Genomic DNA, 17,108 nt, shown 5'->3' with positions numbered 1-17,108 from the left:
TTGCCCTTGATTCGTAAAACTGTCGAGGATCGAGCATTGGCCGGTGTTTCAAACCAGTTTCGGCAGTCGGATGTGACTGGCTGGGGCATTGCTGCGATCGCTTGCGCGGGCCTTGCCATCGTCTGCGCGAACCTGACGGCGCTTGCGCCGCAATCTCTGACGACTGCCCTTCATGTGCCCCATGCCAATGGCGTGTCCCTGGCTCAGCTGCGCCAGCAGGTGGCCGAGCTGCGCACCGAAACCGCACTGCTGCGTCGGCAGAACGAACTCTTGGCGACACGCTTCGCGCTGCAGGAGCAGACGGGTAGCGAAGTCGTCCGGCGGGTCGGCGCACTCGAAGTGTCGATGCCCTCGCTTCTGGATACGCCTCTTCCTGGCTCCGGGGTCGATCGCAGCACAACCACGGCATCGATCGGAACGCCAGGGCAGATGTTCGACGCACAAGGCGGCTCGGTTCTTGTGCGGCAATCCCCTATGCCGCCACAACTCACCAATTCCGATGCGCCCGCGCCCTACATCGCCGCGCTGCCCAACCTGCCTGCAAGCGACCAGGGCTATGGCGTCTCTATCGGTTCGAGCTTCGCAGCGGGGCAAGGCCATGCCCAGTGGCTCGACATGCAGGTTCGCCTTGGCTCCCTTCTGCTGGAGATGGCGCCGCTGGTCACCCCAGGCTCCTTCGCTGGCGAAGAGCGCCTCGTTGTCGGCCCCATGGGCGCGGTGTCCTCGGCGCGCGACCTTTGCGCGCGGGTCGAACAGGTCAATATCTCCTGCAGCCCAGTCGCCTATGAAGGCACGCCTCTCAGCCAGTGAGCGGCAATGGGCTGTGGATGCATCTAATAGAGGTTGACTCCCGATCCATCCCGGCTATTTTCCGCGCCATTGCCTCAGGGCGGTTCGGCAGCGCCGATCCACCAGTATGCGCCGGTAGCTCAGTGGTAGAGCATTCGACTTTTAATCGAATGGTCCTGGGTTCGAATCCCAGCCGGCGTACCACTCCTATCCCACCAGTCCCAGCTGCTGTGCCGAGTGCAGCTTTGCGTAGAGGCCGCGCTGTTCGAGCAGTTTGTCGTGCGGACCCTGTTCGGCGATCCCGTTTTCGGTCAGCACCACGATACGATGCGCGTGGCGCACGGTGGCAAGGCGATGCGCAATGATCAGCGTCGTGCGTCCGGACGAGAGTTCGTTGAGCGCCTGCTGGATCGCAGCCTCCGTCGCAGTATCGAGCGCTGAAGTGGCTTCGTCGAGGATCAGGATCGGCGGGTTCTTGAGGAAGATGCGAGCGATTGCGACGCGTTGCTTCTGTCCGCCGGAGAGTTTTACCCCGCGCTCGCCCACGACAGTATCGAGCCCTGCGGGCAGCCCACTGATCACCTCTTCAAGTCTTGCGCGCCGTGCGGCTTCCATCACCGCTTCCTCGCTCGCATCGAGGTCCCCATAGGCGATGTTGTCCCGAAGCGTGCCGCCAAACAGAAAGACGTCCTGTTGAACGACGCCAATCTGTCGCCGCAGGGAGGCCTGAGTCATGTCGGCGATGTCTATGCCGTCGATCAGTATGCGGCCGGCCGTCGGCTCATAAAAGCGCGGCAGAAGCGAGCACAGCGTCGTTTTGCCGGCGCCCGACGGTCCAACGATAGCGATGGTCTCACCTGCCGCCAGATCAAGATCCACATCTCGCAAAACCGTGCGTCCTTCGTCGTAGGAAAAGGAGACACGGTCATATCTGATGTGACCTGCGAGCCGTTGGACTTCTGCCGCATCCTTGCGATCGGCAATGTCGGGATCGGTATCGATCAGCCGTAGAAAGCGCCGGAAGCCGGCAATACCTTTTGGGTAGCTCTCCAGAACACCCGTGATCTTGTCGATGGGTCGCAGGAAGACGTCGACAAGCAACAAAAAGCTGATGAAGCCGCCATATGTGAGCTCATTGACGACCACGAGCCAGGCTCCCGCCAGCATGATCACGAGCTGGACCATACGGGTCGAGAGAAAAGTGATGAGCAGGCTGGCCGTCATCATGGCGTAGGCCTGCAGCTTGGTCTTGCGATAGGCCATGTTGTTGGAGTTGAAGAGCCCGGCTTCATGGCTCTCGTTGGCAAAAGCCTTGACGACTCGGATGCCGCCAATGGCGTCTTCGACGCGCACATTGAAATCGCCCACGCGGCGGAACAGCTCCTGCCAGTTCTGCGTCATGCGCGACCCATAGCGCATCACCAGCCAGCTCATGATCGGCACAAGCGCAATTGCAATCAGCGCCAGCTTCCAATTGGTGAAGAACATCAGAAGGAACGCGCCGATGAAGGTCATCACGGCGATGAAGATATCCTCGGGGCCGTGATGGGCGATCTCCCCCACGTCCTCGAGATCCTTGGTCACATGAGTGATGAGATGGCCGGTCTTGTTGTTGTCGAAAAAGCGGAAGCTGAGCTTTTGAAGGTGGTCAAAAGCCTGGCGCCGCATATCGGTTTCAATCGAGACGCCAAGCACATGACCGAAATAGTTGACGATGCCCTTGAGCCCCGCACTCACGATATAGATCGCGAGAAGTCCGCCGCAGGCAGCGATGATGAGCGAGTAATTCGACTGCGGCAGAAGCGTGTCGATGACATAGGCGACGGCAAGGGGAAAGGCGAGTTCGAGCAACCCGGCAAGAACGGCGCAGCCAAAGTCGAGAACGAAGAGGCCCGTATAAGGTCGATAGTAGGAATAAAAACGCTTCAGCATTGCTCTCGTCAATCAAACAGGGCGCACGGGCCTCCGCGCGAAACTCTACCCGGATAGTCATATACGTGAGATAAGGCAACGCTTGGCGCTGCCGTCTTGACGCCGCCTAACGGCACGGGCATGACCCCCGGCAATGCTTCTCGCTTATGCCTGTCAATGACCACGCCTTCACCAGACGTCGACCCTTATGCCGAACTCGATAGCCGCGCCGACGCGGCCGAGCTGTCGGAGGGCAAGCGTTTACCCATTGTCGTCAGCCGGCGCCGTCCGCGTCCTCGCTTCATCCGCTAGAGCCGACCGGTGCGAGATTCGCGCCTTCGCCGTAACTTTTCCGCCCGGGAAATCTGAGGAGGCAATATGTCTCAAGACACCATGGACCTTCTCAAGGTTTTGGCCGCTGTACTCGTCGTCTTCGCAGGCTCAACTCTGGTCATGCTCTACGTGATCTACCTGCTGGCTGAATACGGCGCCAATCTGCCGATGGTCGGCGCGGTGCCGCTCACCGCACCACCCGAACTCATCCCCCTGCTGGCACAGAATCAGGTGTTCGCAACGCTGGCGGCAGTCCATGTTACAGCGACGGGTATTGCCTTGCTGCTGATGAGCAACACGATCGACATGGCTCTTCTGATCACCGCTAAGGCAGTGACGGTGGTGATCACTTCGCTGATCGGCTTTGCCGGTGGTCACATGATCTTCTTGCAGCTGACCGAAAATACGGCGCTCTCACCCAGCGGCCTCACGCCGGCCGTCGTAGCGCTGGCCGGCTACTTTCTGCTTTCGACGGCGCTCAGCGTTCAAGCCCTGCGGGGACTGGGCAATCTGCGCTTTGCGGTGGCGATTGCCGCAATCCTTTTGGGACCGCTTCTGCTGGTCTGGCTCTAGGCAGCCAGGGTCACGACAACAGGACCTTTGGGTGTCGCGACGACGGTGTGTTCATACTGCACGCATGGTGCCATGGGATCACTGACGAGCGTCCACTCGTCGTCTTCGCTTTTTTGGGCAGCATAGTGCCCGCCCATCGAGAGGAAGGGCTCGATGGTAAACACGAGGCCATTGCCGATGCGGCGGCGCTCGGAGCGATCCGGCCAGGTCGGGATCTCGCCCGGTTCGTCATGGAGACTGTCACCCACGCCGTGGCTGGCAAGGTTCCGGATAAGGGTGTAGCCGCCCTTTTTTGCTACCTTCCCGATTGCTGTACCGATATCGGCCAATGGCGCTCCCGCCTTGACGGCGTTGATGCCAGCCCACATGGCCTTCTTGCCGTCGCGGCACAGCGTATTAAGCCGCTTGTCGCCTTTGCCGAGAACATAGGACGCTCCGCAATCGGCGAATACGCCATTCAGCTCCGCTGAGACATCGATATTGACGAGATCACCCTCATTGAGCACGCGCTCGCCGGGAATGCCGTGGGCGATCTCCTCATTGACCGAAATGCAGGTGTGCCCTGGGAAGTCATAGGTCACGATGGGAGCCGATAGAGCACCGTTCTCCGCCAGGATCTTGGCGCCGATCTCGTCGAGCTCCATCGTCGTCATGCCCGGGCGCATTGCTGCGGCCATGGCGTCGCGCGCCACAGCACAGATACGTCCGATTGCCCTGAGCCGTTCCAGCTGCTCGTCCGTCGTGATGGTCAATGATCAGCCCTTGTTCGCGCGATAGAATTTCAGAAGGCCCTGTGTGGAGCTGTCGTGCCCCTCGCCGCCTTCTTCGCCCTGCACCTTAGGCAACAGCGCCTTGGCGAGCTGCTTGCCCAGCTCCACGCCCCACTGGTCGTAAGAATTCACATTCCAGATCACGCCCTGGACGAACACCTTGTGCTCATACAGCGCAACGAGCGATCCGAGGATTTCGGGTGTCAGCTGCTTGTAGAAGAGAGTGTTCGAGGGCCTGTTGCCTGGGAAGACCTTGTGCGGCGCCAGTTCCTTGATCTTGGCCTTATCGAGCCCCTGTTCCTTCAGTTCGGCAACTACCTCGTCCTCAGTCTTGCCCAGCATCAGGGCTTCCGACTGCGCCAGAACATTGGCGACAAGCTTGTCGTGATGCGGCGGCAGGCTCTCATGGGGCTGGGCAGCGATCAGGAAGTCACAGGGGATCACATCGGTACCTTGATGGATCAATTGGTAGAATGCGTGCTGGCCATTGGTGCCGGGTTCACCCCAAACGATCGGCCCGGTCGACCAGCCGACCGATTTGCCGGAGAGCGTTACGGACTTGCCGTTCGATTCCATGTCCTGCTGTTGCAGATAAGCGGGGAAACGGCTGAGGCGCTGATCGTAAGGCAGCACGGCGTGAGTCGAGAAACCCCAGGCATTGCGATACCAGACGCCGAGCAATCCCATGATTACCGGCAGATTCTTCTCGAGCGGAGACTCGAGGAAATGCCGGTCCATCGCGTCGGCGCCGGCCAGGAATTTCGCGAAATTGTCGTAGCCGACGGCCATGGCTACCGGCAGCCCGATGGCGGACCAGACCGAGTAGCGTCCGCCGACCCAATCCCAGAACCCGAAGATTCGATCTTCGCGGATGCCGAACTTGGCACACGCTTCGATATTGGTTGAGACGGCGGCGAAGTGATTGGGGACCGCGTCTTCTCCAAGGGCACCCGCCAACCACTTGCGGGCCGAGTGCGCATTGGTCATCGTCTCGTCGGTGGTAAAGGTTTTGGACGCGATGATGAAAAGGGTTTTCGCCGGATCCAACCCCTTGAGCGTATCGTGAATATGGGCGCCGTCAACGTTGGAAACATAATGGGCCCGCAGATCCGGCCGGGTATAGGGCGCCAGCGCCAGCGTAACCATAACTGGTCCCAGGTCGGAGCCGCCGATGCCGATATTGACCACGTCGGTGATCTGCTCGCCGCCATGGCCACGAATATCGCCGTTGCGAACCGCGTTGGAATAGCTCTCAATGGCCGTTAGCACCGAACGCACGTCCGGCATGACATTCTTGCCGTCCACATCGACCGGCCTGTCACCCTGATAACGCAGCGCCATGTGCATAACGGCGCGATTCTCAGTGATGTTGATGTGCTCGCCCTCGCACATCTGAGTGCGACGTTCCTCGACCCCGGCCGCACGGGCGAGATCGAACAGCGCTGCCATCACGTCTTCATCGATCCTGTTCTTGGAGTAGTCGAGCAGAATGTCGGCCCCGCTGGCGGAAAAACGCTGGAAACGATTGGGATCCTCGGCAAAGAGCAGCCGCATGGGCTGACCTTCCATGGACTTCTTGAGTTTGCCCAATGCTTCAAACCCGGCTTTGCGCACCGACTTAGCCATCAGCTTTTTCTCCCGAGGATCGTCTCTAAAGGACCGGCAGGTCGCCGGCGGCCCATGCGGCGCGCGTCTCGGCCGCAAAATCGGCCATGCGGCCATCTTCGATAGCCACTCGCGCGCCCGCAGTCAGCTCTTGATAATAGGCCAAGTTGATCTGTGAAAGCACCATGGCTCCCAAAATCTCCTCCGTCCGAACCAGATGATGGAGATAGGCGCGACTCCAGCGCCGGCAGTTGGGGTTGGGCGATGCCTCGTCGAGCGGGCGGTGATCGTCCTTATGCCGGGCGTTCTTGAGATTGATCACCCCGAAGCGGGTATAGGCATGACCGTGCCGGCCCGCTCGTGTCGGATGAACACAGTCGAACATGTCAACGCCACGCTCGATGCCGCCAAGAATATCGTCCGGCTTGCCGACACCCATCAGATAGCGTGGCTTGTCGAGAGGCAGCTCGGGCGTGATGTTGGAGAGAACACGGAACATCACCTCCTGCGGTTCTCCGACGGCAAGGCCGCCGATCGAATACCCGTCGAAGCCGATGGACTGCAGTCCAGCCGCAGACCGGGCCCGCAGCTCTGGATCGTCTCCGCCCTGCACGATGCCGAACAGCGCACGGTTCTTCTGATTGTTGAATGCAGTCTTCGAGCGATCAGCCCACCGGAGCGAGAGCTCCATGGCCCGTGCCATCTCCTTGCGTTCGGCAGGCAAGGCTATGCACTCATCGAGCTGCATGATGATGTCGCTATCGAGCAGCGTCTGAATCTCAATCGACCGCTCGGGCGTCAGCTCGTGGGACGAACCATCGATGTGGGATTTGAAGGTCACACCTTTTTCGGTCAGCTTGCGCAGCTTGGCGAGCGACATAACCTGGAAGCCGCCACTATCGGTCAGGATCGGGCGCTGCCAATCCATGAATGTGTGGAGGCCGCCGAGAGAAGCCACGCGCTCGGCGCCAGGCCGCAGCATCAGGTGGTAGGTATTGCCAAGGAGAATGTCCGCGCCGGTTTCCCGCACCTGTTCGGGATACATCGCCTTTACTGTGCCGGCGGTCCCCACGGGCATGAAGGCTGGAGTGTTGATCTCGCCGCGAGGCGTATCGATCCGGCCGCGACGGGCCAGGCCGTCCGTCGCCGACACGGAGAAGGTGACCAATTTGGTGGAAGTGCTCATGGGCGCGGTATCTAGCCTTTTGCCCGTCAGGATGAAAGACCCTACACGCGCGCCCGAAGCTGAAATCAAGCTTGGGCAACAAAGCCATTCTGGAGATCGATGGCGTTCTTCACCCGTTCATTGATGATAGAGCGCGCACGCCACCAGTCGCGGCTCTTGACCGGTACGCGAGCAACCAGTGAAACCGCCGTATCGGCAAAGCTGTCGACCCATATCTCTGGTGCTGCCGCATCCTCGGAAAATTCGGTCTTGAGCGCCGTGCCTACTGTCTCGCGCACGAGTGAAAGATCGGCGTTGCGCGGCACGTTGAACTTTACCTCAACAATACGGGACTTCTCGCGGCTAAAGTTGGTGATCTTGGCGTTGGAGAGCTTGGAATTGGGCGCAAAGAGATAGATGCCGTCTATCGTCCGCAGTTGCGTCGCAAAGAGCCCGACCTCCACCACCGTGCCGACAATCCCATCCGCGTCGATATAGTCGCCGACGCTAAATGGACGGAGAAACACCAGCATGATGCCCGCTGCAATATTGGACAGGGTGCCTTGCAAGGCCAAGGCGATGGCGAGTCCTGCCGCACCGAGCACGGCGAGGATGGACGCTGTCTCCACTCCGAACTGACCGAGGACGACGACGACTGTGACAAAGAGGATCGCATAGCGCACCCCCTGCCCTACGAGCGGCGCCACCGTCGCATCATGCCGCAATTTGCCGGCCAGGAGACCCGCGATGTAGCGGGAGGCGAAATTCGCGATCAGCCAGCCAACGATCAGCACCAGCACGGCGACTGTCACCGACCACACATTGGCGATGATCCAGGCCGTCGAAATTCCAAACAACGCAGCGTCTTGCACAACTTGCTCCCGATTAAGACTTCGAGCGAAAAGCCCAGCGACGCAGATGGTTGCGCATCACTGCATCGAAGAAACTGCAGCCATGCCCAATTGCAGCGCGCCGAACACGATTGCGGCCGTTACCCCCAGACCGGCCAAGGTCGTGATGATGCCGATGATCACGCCCACGCCATCTCTGTTCAGCATTGAGAACGCGAGGATACAGAGCCCCAGATTGGGCACTGCGTTGGAAAACGGAATTGGAATAGTCATCACCACGCTGATTGCCATGGCGAATATGCCGAAGGGCACTGTTGCAGCAGCGCCGGTTAACCAGCGCATGCGCGGTTTGGAGAATCGCGCGATCAGCCCCGTGACCCAGACCACCTGCTCGCTTGCCTTCAGCAGAAGCCCCAGTGGCAGCTTGCGATCCCCGATAATTCTGGGAAGTCGGACGCTGCGCCCAAGAACCATGGCCAGAGCGACTGCGAAAGTTGTCCAGGCGATTACGCCACCGAATCCCGGGGGACCAGGGATCATGTTAAGGAGCGTCAACATCAGGATCAGGAGCCGATGCGCGCCCGAACCCATAGTCTCGATCAGGCGCGCAAAGGTGAGCTTCTCCTTGCTTCGAGCAACCGACCGAAGCCCGGTGACGATCCGATTGGTGTAGCGGACGATTGGTGGCGTCCTTGATCTCACGCCGTGTCGTCCTCGTCGCCCGGAGCACGGAACAAGAGTGAGGAATCGCCATAGGAATAGAACCGGTAACCATTGGCGATCGCGTGCGCGTATGCTCCTTTCATGGTGTCGAGGCCAGAAAAGGCGCTGACGAGCATGAACAGCGTCGATTTCGGCAGGTGGAAATTCGTCATCAGAATGTCCACCGTACGAAACCGGAAGCCGGGAGTGATGAAGATATCGGTGTCGCCCATAAAAGGCTGCAACGCGCCTGTGGCGCGCGACGCCGTTTCCAGCAGCCGCAGGCTTGTAGTGCCGACTGCGACAACTCGCCCGCCCAGCTCGCGCTTGGCGTTGATGCGTTCGACTGTTGCCTGGTCGATCTCGCCCCACTCCGAATGCATCACGTGATCGTCGGTATCGTCCGCCTTCATCGGCAGAAATGTACCGGCGCCGACATGCAACGTAACCCGCTCCATCGTGACGCCGCGATCGCTCAGCTGCTGCAGCAGTTTTTCGGTGAAATGCAGCCCAGCCGTAGGCGCAGCAACGGCACCGTCTTCGGCTGCGTAAACTGTCTGATAGTCGACCTTGTCGCGTTCCTCGACAGCACGCTTTGCGCCGATATAGGGGGGCAGCGGCATGGCCCCGTGCGATCTGATCGCTTCGTCAAGTTGGGCCCCACCGAGTTCGAACTCAAGCGTAATTTCACCGGTATCGCCCTTGCCGGCAACGCGCGCCCGCAGGACATCGGCGCTGCCATTGCCTAGTTCGAGCTCGTCGAGCAGCGCCAGCTTCTTTGCCGGACGAGCAAAGGCCCGCCAAGTATGCGCATCAACACGCTTGTGCAAGTTGAACGAAACATTGGCTCGTATGTCGCCGCGTCTGCGCGTGCCACGCAGTTCTGCTGGCAGCACGCGGGTATCGTTGACCACCAGAACATCGCCCGGCTTGAGGATATCCAGCAGATCGGGGATATGCCGATCCCGAAACGCCTCGCCCGGCACCACTTGCAAGAGTCGCGCGGAGTCACGCGGCTCTGCCGGATGAAGAGCGATAAGGTTTTCAGGAAGCTCGAAGTCGAATTCGGAAACACGCATGGCGGCTCGTTAGCATGGCTTTATAGCGGCGGAAACGGTGAATGCTGACGACGAGTTGCCGGGTTGAGAGCTCCCTAAAGGAAGCGGATCATCACCGCCCCAGCCACGAGCAAGATGGCTCCGGCAACCCGCCCGACCGAAATTTCCCTTACGGCCATGCCCATGAACCCGACCTTGTCAAGCATCAGGCCAGCAAGAAGCTGCCCAGCAACAGACAGCGCCATGACGGCCGCGGCGCCGATCATGGGCGTCAAAGTGATGTTGGAGAACACGTAAAAGGCGCCGAGCAGGCCACCGGCAATCAGAGTCCATCTCTCGGGCGCAGCGAAGTTAATCGGAGTGGACGTCACATGGCTATAAAGGAAGGCCAGTGCCCAAAGCACCACGCCGCCAGCGAGGAACGAAACAGCAGCCGCGGCGACCGGCACCTGCAGCGCCTTGCCCAAACTGGCATTGATCGGCGCCTGCACCGCGATACAGGCGCCGGCGAAAACACCCATAAGCGCCCAAAGCATCGTGTCCATCTTCAACTTCTATGATCCTGGAACAATCGAATGGATTGGAAGGCAGCCGTCATTGAATCTGCGTGCTGAACCTGCTCGTGCGGTCACCGGATCTCACCCGGCGACGCAGGATACCTCGACACGATCGACTTCGTTGTAGAGAGTACCGGACCACTGCTGGTCGGTCGCATCCCATTGCACACGCAAGCTGACGAGAATTTCGACAACGTCGGGATCGACAAAGTCAATCATCAGGTTGTCGCCCTCGGCGAAATCCTGCCCAACGACGAACGGCGTTCCCTTGCCGCGCTCCGGACCCGTCGAGTAGGTCACACCGCCAATTTCGGCCGTTGCGCCCAACACGTTGAGGACCACGAGGCGGCCCATGTTGATGGCAACATGGCCGCCTGCGCCTTCGCAATACATCTCGGCCGTTGCTGCAGCCGGCAACGAGAGCGCGAGGCTGGCGGCCGCAGCCGCCAGCAAGCTTTTAGGCGATATCAGCTGCAACCTTGACCGAAACCATCTTGTCGGGGTTGATGACCGGCTCGCCACGCTTGATCTGGTCGACATTGTCCATGCCTTCCACGACCTGCCCCCAAACGGTGTACTGACGGTCCAGGAAACGGGCATCGCCGAAGCAAATGAAGAACTGCGAGTTGGCACTGTTCGGATCCTGCGCGCGAGCCATCGACGCGGTGCCGCGAACGTGCGGCTCGGCGCTGAATTCCTGCTTGATGTTCGGATACTGCGAGCCACCCGTGCCGGTGCGCGAAGGGTTGAAATCCGGCGAGTTGGAATTGCCAAACTTCACGTCACCCGTTTGCGCCATGAACCCTTCAATAACGCGGTGAAACACGACGCCATCATAGGCCCCTTCGCGAGCGAGCTTCTTGATGTGCTCGACATGACCCGGCGCCAGGTCGGGGCGCATCGCGATGACGACATTGCCCTTGGTCGTTTCGATAACGAGGGTGTTTTCGGGATCGGCGTAATCGGCCATGACTATTGCTTTCTTGAAAACTGAAGTGGCCCGGATTTAGGGCTATTGGGGACAGAGTGCAAGGCTGAGACGCCTGCCTCGAAGGGGCAAGACCGTTGCGTCGCCTCGCTTACTTGTACTCGATTGTGGCGTCGACGATCTTGTCAGGGTTGGAAACGGCCCCATTGGCGCTTTGCGGGCCCTTCTCCAGCGCATCGACGAATTCCATGCCTGAGGCGACCTTGCCGAAGACGGTATATTGCCCGTCAAGAAAGCTTGCATCGGCATAGGTGATAAAAAACTGGGAGTTGAAAGAGTTCAAATCCTGCGAGCGGGCTGCGCCGACAATGCCGCGCTGGAAGCTTTCGGCATTGAATTCCGCCTCGACATTCGGCAGCTCCGAGCCGCCGGTGCCGGCACGGGCCAGATTGAAGTTCGGCGCGTCGGACTTTCCATATTGCACGTCACCCGTCTGAGCCATAAAGCCGTCGATCACGCGATGAAAAACCACGCCATCATAGGCACCCTGCTCGGTCAGCGCGATCACGCGCTCGACATGCTTGGGCGCAAGATCAGGCAGGAGTTCGATATCCACCGTGCCACCTTCCAGCGTCAGCATAAGGTGAGGCGAACCCTCCTGCGCAAAGACGGGTGCGGCGGACACGGCAAGAGCGGCAAGGGCAAGGCCACCGAAAAGGCGACGGGAGATGGTCATCATGATGCTTTCAAAGCCTTGAGAACTATGGGTGGTACGAAGGCGGAGATATCTCCGCCCATCTCGGCGATCTGCCGCACCAATGTGGCCGAGATATGCCGCACTGGCGGGCTGGATGGCAGGAAGACGGTCTGCAGGTCTGGCGCCATCTGGGCGTTCATGCCGACCATCTGCATCTCGTAGTTATAGTCCGTCGTGTCGCGCAGGCCCCGGATGATCAGCTTGGCGCCATTCTCCCGCGCGGCATTGACCATCAACCCTGAAAAGTCGACAATCCTGAACTCGGTCTGTGTCCGCAGCCCAATCGAGGGCAGCACCTGTTCAAGAATGGCGATTCTGTTTTCGTGAGAGAATAATGGGTTTTTCTTTGTGGCGCTGACTCCAACCGCGACAACCAGCGTATCAACGAGCTTGCACGCACGCTCAATGACATCGAGGTGCCCGTTGGTCAAAGGATCGAATGAACCTGGATAGAAACCGACAAGGCCGTTCATTTTCTCTCCCCTTATTTTGCCCAAGGTTTGTCATGAGCAGAACGAGGTGGCAAGGGCAGTGGCTTGCCTGTGGATGTGTTCCGGGTTTCGGACTACCTGGCGAGAAGTGGGGGAATAGCGGATGACGAATCGAAGACGCCCTGGAGCGCTCTTATGGCTACTGACGGTGCAGTTCTTCATTGCTCAGGCTGTGGCTCAGTCAGCGATGAACGAGTACGACCTCATCCGATTCGATATCAGTCTGCTGGGCATCACCGAGTGCGGCATTTTCTACGATGCGACCTCGGGTAGCGACAACCTCATCTGCGCGCCACTTCATGCCGTATTCAACTTTGGCATCATCGCCCACGGGATTTTGGCGATCTGCGGGCTCTTGCTCGCTCAGGATTTGTGGCGGGCTTCAAGGAAAACGCGGCTCGCCGCATGGTGCCTCATCCTTGGCAACATCGGTGCTATCATCGTCGGCTTTTTTCCGCTTAACGAGGCGCTCGGCCCCCATATCCTCGGCGCGGTACTGGCGCTCACGCTACCAGGGCTCGGACTGATCCTCTTTGGCTCGGCCTGGCGAAACCATCATCCCTATTTTGCACTCTTCAGCATCATTCTGGGCGCAACCATTCTCGCTGGCGCAATCTGTCATGCTTTCGGTGGTCCGGTCTTGGGGCGCGGTACTGTGGAGCGCCTCGCAGCATGGCCGCAGACCATATGGTACATGGTCATCGGAACTGCCATGCTCATCGAAAGCAAGCAGAAGCGCCCTGCGCTAGGCCAGACCGGCTAAGCGCAGCAGTGCCGCGCTTCACGCACGCGCGGCTACATTTAGTGCCTGGTCACTTCGCTCAGCGCGGCCGCGATATGTTCCCATTCCTGGGAAACGCTGGCCGTAGCGCGGCGCTTTCCGGCCCGGCGATACCAGTAGTCTGCATTGCCCATATCGGCCTCGATCCAGTGCATGAGGGCATGGACCCAATCAAAGGCCTGAACACCTTCCATGGCTTGCACGATGTTGTGCGCCCTCTCCCACTCTGGACCTACGCGCAGTTCACCCTTTTTGAGCCACCAGAGTGCCTGCAATGGCTTGCTCATGTCCTTGGGGGGCTCAGACCAATCCAGTGTCATGAAAATATCAGCGGCCATCGGCGAAATTCCTGTTGGCCCGGACGCAGCAACGGGGCGCGTCACAACCAGTTTCAACTTGTGCATGGGGCGGAAATAGTGCGGAACGGCGGCGCGATCAAGCGCCACCGGTGCATGCGAGCTCTTCGGCCACTACCACCAGCGGGTCGGCGCGAACCGAGTGCCGGTGCTCTTTTCGATGACACGGGCCGCAGCAAAGAGCGTCTCCTCATCGAACGGCTTGCCGATCAATTGCAGGCCAAGCGGAAGGCCCTTGCCATCGCGGCCGGCCGGTACGGCGATACCAGGAAGACCGGCCATGTTTACTGTTACGGTGAAAACGTCATTCAGATACATGGCCACGGGATCGCTCGCCAGGGCTTCATCGCCAATGGCGAATGCAGCCGAGGGCGTCGCAGGCGTGAGGATCGTGTCGACCCCTGCATTGAAGGCGTCTTCGAAGTCCTTCTTGATCAATGTGCGCAGCTTTTGCGCCTTGACATAGTAGGCGTCGAAGTAGCCGGCCGAAAGGACATAGGTGCCGATCATGATGCGGCGCTTCACCTCGCGGCCGAACCCGGCAGCTCGGGTCAGCTCATACATGTCGGTGATGTCCTTGCCCGAAACGCGGAGGCCATATTTGACACCGTCATAACGCGCGAGGTTGGACGACGCTTCAGCGGGAGCGACAATGTAGTAGGCCGGCAAAGCGTACTTCGTGTGCGGCAGCGAGATATCCTTAACGGTAGCGCCTTCGGCCTTTAGCCATTCGAGGCCCTGATTCCAGAGCGCTTCGATCTCCGCCGGCATCCCGTCCATGCGATATTCGCGCGGCACGCCGATGGTCAGCCCTTTGACGCCCCGCTCGACGGCCGCTGCGAAATCGGGCACTGCCAGATCAACGCTGGTGGAATCCTTGGGATCGAATCCGGACATGGACTGCAGCATCAGTGCAGCATCTTCCACCGTCCGCGCGATCGGGCCAGCTTGATCAAGCGAAGATGCGAAGGCAACAGTGCCCCAACGCGAGCAGCGACCATAGGTGGGTTTGATGCCCACAGTGCCGGTAAAGGCGGCAGGCTGGCGGATCGAACCGCCGGTATCCGTCGCTGTCGCACCCGCACACATCCATGCAGCGACCGCAGCAGCCGAACCGCCCGATGAGCCCCCCGGTACAAGATTGGCATTGCTGCCTTCGGCGCGGTAGGGGTTGACGACAGAGCCGTAGTAGCTCGTCTCATTGGACGAGCCCATGGCGAACTCGTCCATGTTGAGCTTGCCAAGCATGACCGCGCCATCGCGCCAGAGATTGGCGGTAACGGTGGATTCGTATTCAGGCTTGAACCCGTCGAGAATGTGGCTTGCTGCCTGGGTATGGACACCCTTGGTTGCAAAGAGGTCCTTTACGCCGAGCGGAATGCCTTCGAGAAGCCCCGCTTCGCCTTTGGAGAGCTTGGCATCGCTTGCCTTGGCCATGTCCCGCGCCTGCTCGGGGGTCGTCGCCACATAGGCATTGATCTTGTCATTGCCGGCATCGATCGCGCCGAGATAGGCGTCAGTCAGTTCCAGCGCGGTGAAGCTCTTGTCCTTGAGTCCCTTGCGGGCGTCGGCGAGGCTCAGCTTGGTCAGTTCAGTCAACGGTAATCTCGCTCAGATTGTCGCAGCGCGTGTAGATGGTCGTGCCTGTTGGCACCATTGTGTCAACCATTTCCGCGTCTTCCAGCTCAAGACGCGTCGCCCAGGCTATGTCAGCGGAAGATGCCACCTGCACCTCGGTCTCCGAATAAGGGGTTACGGCCAAGATGTCAGGGTAAATCTCGCCCGGGATTTCGCAGATCGCATCGATAAAGAGATGCGCAGACCCTTCGCGGCTTTTGACATCGAAGAAGTTGCAGTGGAACTCCATCGACTCGATCCCTTTGGTGAAATCGAGAACGAGGAAATCCAGATCCATGAAGGCGTCGATACCCTTCTCCTCGATCAGACCGCAAGCCTCGGCATTGCTGACGTGGATCTTGGTCTGGTCGATGCGCAGGTCCTCCTGCGCCAGAACGGGTGAAGTCAAGGCAAGTAGGCTGCAAAGGGCGAAGCGCATCACGCTGCCTGCTCCGCATCCAGCCGAAGCTCGAAAAATGCTGACCAGGCGCTATCCGGATAATCCAGGAACGGCCCGCGCGGCACAAAACCGTAGCGCGTATAGAGCCTGTGCGCTTCCGCCATGCCGTCACCAGTGCCGGTTTCCAGCATCACCGTTGCCATCTGGCGCTGCCTTGCCAATGCGACGATCGCGTCCAGCAACTGACGGCCGACACGCTGGCCCCGCACCTCGGGGACAGTATACATGCGCTTGACTTCGCCAAGCTCTGGTCCATGCGCCTTTAGTGCGCCCATGCCCACTGCCCGTCCCTCATCATCACGGGCGACGAAAAGCGTTGTATCGCTATCCGCCATCTGCTCCACGGTCATCTTGAACTGGAATTCCAGCGGGGAGAGGGGCAGAAGGTGATCGTTTAGCTGCGCAACCAGCGCGCGCACATCGTCCTGCAGTGGTGTCTCGACAGCGATAGATATCGCCATCATTCGACGACCTTGGGGACCATAAAGAAATTGTCTTCTGTGAGCGGCGCATTCTTGACGATCTGCTCTGCATAATTGCCGTCGGTGACGACATCATCGCGGCGCCGCAAGTGCATCGGAGTAACCGAGGTCATCGGCTCGACGCCCTCGACATCCACTTCGCTCAGCTGCTCGACAAAGCCGAGAATGGCGTTGAGCTCGGCCTGGTAACCTTCCACTTCCGCTTCCTCGATGCGGATGCGCGCGAGGCGCCCGATGCGCTTGACGGTGGCGGCGTCGACAGACATTTGAAACTCCAGCGAATAGGCTTCTCTGCATTTCCCTTAGCAACGCCCGGGCGGAAATGACAATGAAAATGGCTTATGCGGCCAATCAGACTTCCACAGCCAATGCGCGCTCGAGCGCCACAAGACCCGTGCCATCAAGAAGCGGGGGCAGAACCCCAAACGCAGCCTCCACCTCCGCATCGCTTCCGGCGAGCGCCAAGAGGCGTGGAGCGTGACGGAGCAGCAACGATTCGCCGCGCCTGGCAAGATTTGTTCCGACCATCGCAACAACAGACTGCCCAACCCACCGGCCGCTCAGCTCGACCTCTCTTTTCAGGAGAATCAGAGGCGCCTCACCATCCGCATCGACCGCCAGCGCCCCATTACCGATCTGGACGACATCGGGAGCGCGAAGCCCCTCTCCTGCTTCAAGCATCTTGAGAGGTGCGCGAGGTTTCCAGCCAGCAGGCACAGTTGGAGCCGCGTCAAAAGCGAAGACATGATCGGCGCCGCTGACAAGCTCCGAGTGATCGACACCTGCAAGTCTGTCCTTGCCTTCCACGACAATCATCGAGCCCGCTGCGTGAATGCGGAATGTGTCACTGCCAAACCAGGTGAGCTTCATGCGCTTTGATCCACTAAAGATGACGCCGCAGATGGGTCATGTGGACCGGCAC

Annotated in this window: 22 protein-coding genes and 1 tRNA gene; 5 read left to right on the top strand and 18 right to left on the bottom strand. The window is 59.7% G+C overall.

Annotated features, from left to right (window positions below):
- Window positions 1–6: 6 nt before the first annotated feature.
- Window positions 7–810 (top strand): hypothetical protein, encoded by an 804-nt coding sequence (locus BM364_RS06240; RefSeq protein WP_139232500.1) that lies wholly within the window; start codon window positions 7–9, stop codon window positions 808–810.
- Between the two features lie 108 nt (window positions 811–918).
- A tRNA-Lys gene (locus BM364_RS06235) sits at window positions 919–993 on the top strand.
- 3 nt (window positions 994–996) lie between these two features.
- Here the strand turns inward: BM364_RS06235 and BM364_RS06230 are convergent.
- On the bottom strand, window positions 997–2,721 hold the full coding sequence (locus tag BM364_RS06230) for an ABC transporter ATP-binding protein (RefSeq protein ID WP_092422324.1): 1,725 nt from the start codon (window positions 2,719–2,721) through the stop codon (window positions 997–999).
- A gap of 156 nt (window positions 2,722–2,877) precedes the next feature.
- On the opposite strand from BM364_RS06230, the gene BM364_RS18755 reads away from it, so the two are divergent.
- Both BM364_RS18755 and BM364_RS06225 read left to right on the top strand, forming a co-directional pair.
- Window positions 2,878–3,012 (top strand): hypothetical protein, encoded by a 135-nt coding sequence (locus tag BM364_RS18755; RefSeq protein WP_280140625.1) that lies wholly within the window; start codon window positions 2,878–2,880, stop codon window positions 3,010–3,012.
- A gap of 66 nt (window positions 3,013–3,078) precedes the next feature.
- Complete coding sequence (locus tag BM364_RS06225; RefSeq protein WP_092422321.1) at window positions 3,079–3,606, top strand: hypothetical protein; 528 nt, start codon at window positions 3,079–3,081, stop codon at window positions 3,604–3,606.
- On the opposite strand, the gene map is transcribed toward BM364_RS06225, so the two are convergent.
- The 11 genes from map to coaD form a co-directional block, all read right to left on the bottom strand.
- Window positions 3,603–4,358, bottom strand: coding sequence for a type I methionyl aminopeptidase (gene map, locus BM364_RS06220; protein WP_092422318.1), 756 nt, complete (start codon window positions 4,356–4,358; stop codon window positions 3,603–3,605). The two genes, BM364_RS06225 and map, sit on opposite strands and share 4 nt — an antisense overlap.
- 3 nt (window positions 4,359–4,361) lie before the next feature.
- Window positions 4,362–6,002, bottom strand: a complete 1,641-nt coding sequence (gene pgi / locus BM364_RS06215; protein ID WP_092422315.1) for a glucose-6-phosphate isomerase — start codon at window positions 6,000–6,002, stop codon at window positions 4,362–4,364.
- 25 nt (window positions 6,003–6,027) lie between these two features.
- A complete protein-coding gene (gene tgt, locus BM364_RS06210) occupies window positions 6,028–7,167 on the bottom strand; it encodes a tRNA guanosine(34) transglycosylase Tgt (RefSeq protein WP_092422312.1) in 1,140 nt (379 codons plus the stop codon).
- A gap of 65 nt (window positions 7,168–7,232) precedes the next feature.
- Window positions 7,233–8,018, bottom strand: a complete 786-nt coding sequence (locus tag BM364_RS06205; protein ID WP_175528483.1) for a mechanosensitive ion channel family protein — start codon at window positions 8,016–8,018, stop codon at window positions 7,233–7,235.
- 57 nt (window positions 8,019–8,075) lie between these two features.
- Window positions 8,076–8,699: an exopolysaccharide biosynthesis protein gene (locus BM364_RS06200; RefSeq protein ID WP_175528482.1), complete on the bottom strand. Its 624-nt coding sequence runs from the start codon at window positions 8,697–8,699 to the stop codon at window positions 8,076–8,078.
- Complete coding sequence (gene queA / locus BM364_RS06195; RefSeq protein ID WP_092422306.1) at window positions 8,696–9,778, bottom strand: tRNA preQ1(34) S-adenosylmethionine ribosyltransferase-isomerase QueA; 1,083 nt, start codon at window positions 9,776–9,778, stop codon at window positions 8,696–8,698. Before queA ends, BM364_RS06200 begins: the two co-directional genes overlap by 4 nt.
- A gap of 74 nt (window positions 9,779–9,852) precedes the next feature.
- Window positions 9,853–10,293 (bottom strand): DMT family transporter, encoded by a 441-nt coding sequence (locus BM364_RS06190; RefSeq protein ID WP_175528542.1) that lies wholly within the window; start codon window positions 10,291–10,293, stop codon window positions 9,853–9,855.
- A 102-nt stretch (window positions 10,294–10,395) separates the two neighbouring features.
- A complete protein-coding gene (locus tag BM364_RS06185) occupies window positions 10,396–10,767 on the bottom strand; it encodes a hypothetical protein (RefSeq protein ID WP_092422300.1) in 372 nt (123 codons plus the stop codon).
- Window positions 10,768–10,771: 4 nt separating this feature from the next.
- Complete coding sequence (locus tag BM364_RS06180) at window positions 10,772–11,284, bottom strand: peptidylprolyl isomerase (protein WP_092422297.1); 513 nt, start codon at window positions 11,282–11,284, stop codon at window positions 10,772–10,774.
- A 109-nt stretch (window positions 11,285–11,393) separates the two neighbouring features.
- Complete coding sequence (locus tag BM364_RS06175) at window positions 11,394–11,978, bottom strand: peptidylprolyl isomerase (RefSeq protein ID WP_092422294.1); 585 nt, start codon at window positions 11,976–11,978, stop codon at window positions 11,394–11,396.
- Window positions 11,978–12,472, bottom strand: a complete 495-nt coding sequence (gene coaD, locus BM364_RS06170) for a pantetheine-phosphate adenylyltransferase (protein WP_092422291.1) — start codon at window positions 12,470–12,472, stop codon at window positions 11,978–11,980. The genes BM364_RS06175 and coaD overlap by 1 nt, the downstream gene beginning before the upstream one ends.
- Before the next feature lie 121 nt (window positions 12,473–12,593).
- Here coaD and BM364_RS06165 point away from each other — a divergent pair, with 121 nt between their 5' ends.
- Complete coding sequence (locus BM364_RS06165) at window positions 12,594–13,253, top strand: DUF998 domain-containing protein (protein ID WP_092422288.1); 660 nt, start codon at window positions 12,594–12,596, stop codon at window positions 13,251–13,253.
- Between the two features lie 38 nt (window positions 13,254–13,291).
- On the opposite strand, the gene BM364_RS06160 is transcribed toward BM364_RS06165, so the two are convergent.
- The 6 genes from BM364_RS06160 to BM364_RS06135 all read right to left on the bottom strand — a co-directional run bounded on the left by BM364_RS06160 (window position 13,292) and on the right by BM364_RS06135 (window position 17,056).
- Window positions 13,292–13,609 carry a hypothetical protein gene (locus BM364_RS06160; protein ID WP_092422285.1) on the bottom strand — a complete coding sequence of 106 codons (318 nt, stop codon included), beginning with the start codon at window positions 13,607–13,609 and terminating at the stop codon, window positions 13,292–13,294.
- Window positions 13,610–13,741: 132 nt separating this feature from the next.
- The gene (gatA, locus tag BM364_RS06155) at window positions 13,742–15,226 is read right to left on the bottom strand and encodes an Asp-tRNA(Asn)/Glu-tRNA(Gln) amidotransferase subunit GatA (RefSeq protein ID WP_092422282.1); all 1,485 of its coding nucleotides are present in this window, start codon (window positions 15,224–15,226) and stop codon (window positions 13,742–13,744) included.
- Entirely contained in the window at window positions 15,219–15,686 is a 468-nt protein-coding gene (locus BM364_RS06150; protein WP_139232499.1) for a PDDEXK family nuclease, read from the bottom strand. The genes gatA and BM364_RS06150 overlap by 8 nt, the downstream gene beginning before the upstream one ends.
- Window positions 15,683–16,165, bottom strand: coding sequence for a GNAT family N-acetyltransferase (locus BM364_RS06145; protein ID WP_092423939.1), 483 nt, complete (start codon window positions 16,163–16,165; stop codon window positions 15,683–15,685). The genes BM364_RS06150 and BM364_RS06145 overlap by 4 nt, the downstream gene beginning before the upstream one ends.
- Entirely contained in the window at window positions 16,165–16,452 is a 288-nt protein-coding gene (gene gatC / locus BM364_RS06140) for an Asp-tRNA(Asn)/Glu-tRNA(Gln) amidotransferase subunit GatC (protein WP_092422277.1), read from the bottom strand. Before gatC ends, BM364_RS06145 begins: the two co-directional genes overlap by 1 nt.
- Window positions 16,453–16,537: 85 nt before the next feature.
- Window positions 16,538–17,056 (bottom strand): hypothetical protein, encoded by a 519-nt coding sequence (locus tag BM364_RS06135; protein WP_092422274.1) that lies wholly within the window; start codon window positions 17,054–17,056, stop codon window positions 16,538–16,540.
- Between the last annotated feature and the right edge of the window lie 52 nt (window positions 17,057–17,108).

It is taken from the genome of Devosia crocina, from assembly GCF_900116545.1.
Classification (GTDB): Bacteria; Pseudomonadota; Alphaproteobacteria; order Rhizobiales; family Devosiaceae; genus Devosia; species Devosia crocina.
The sequence above is the reverse complement of the archived record's forward strand: the minus strand, read 5'-3'. Positions and strand labels throughout refer to the sequence as shown.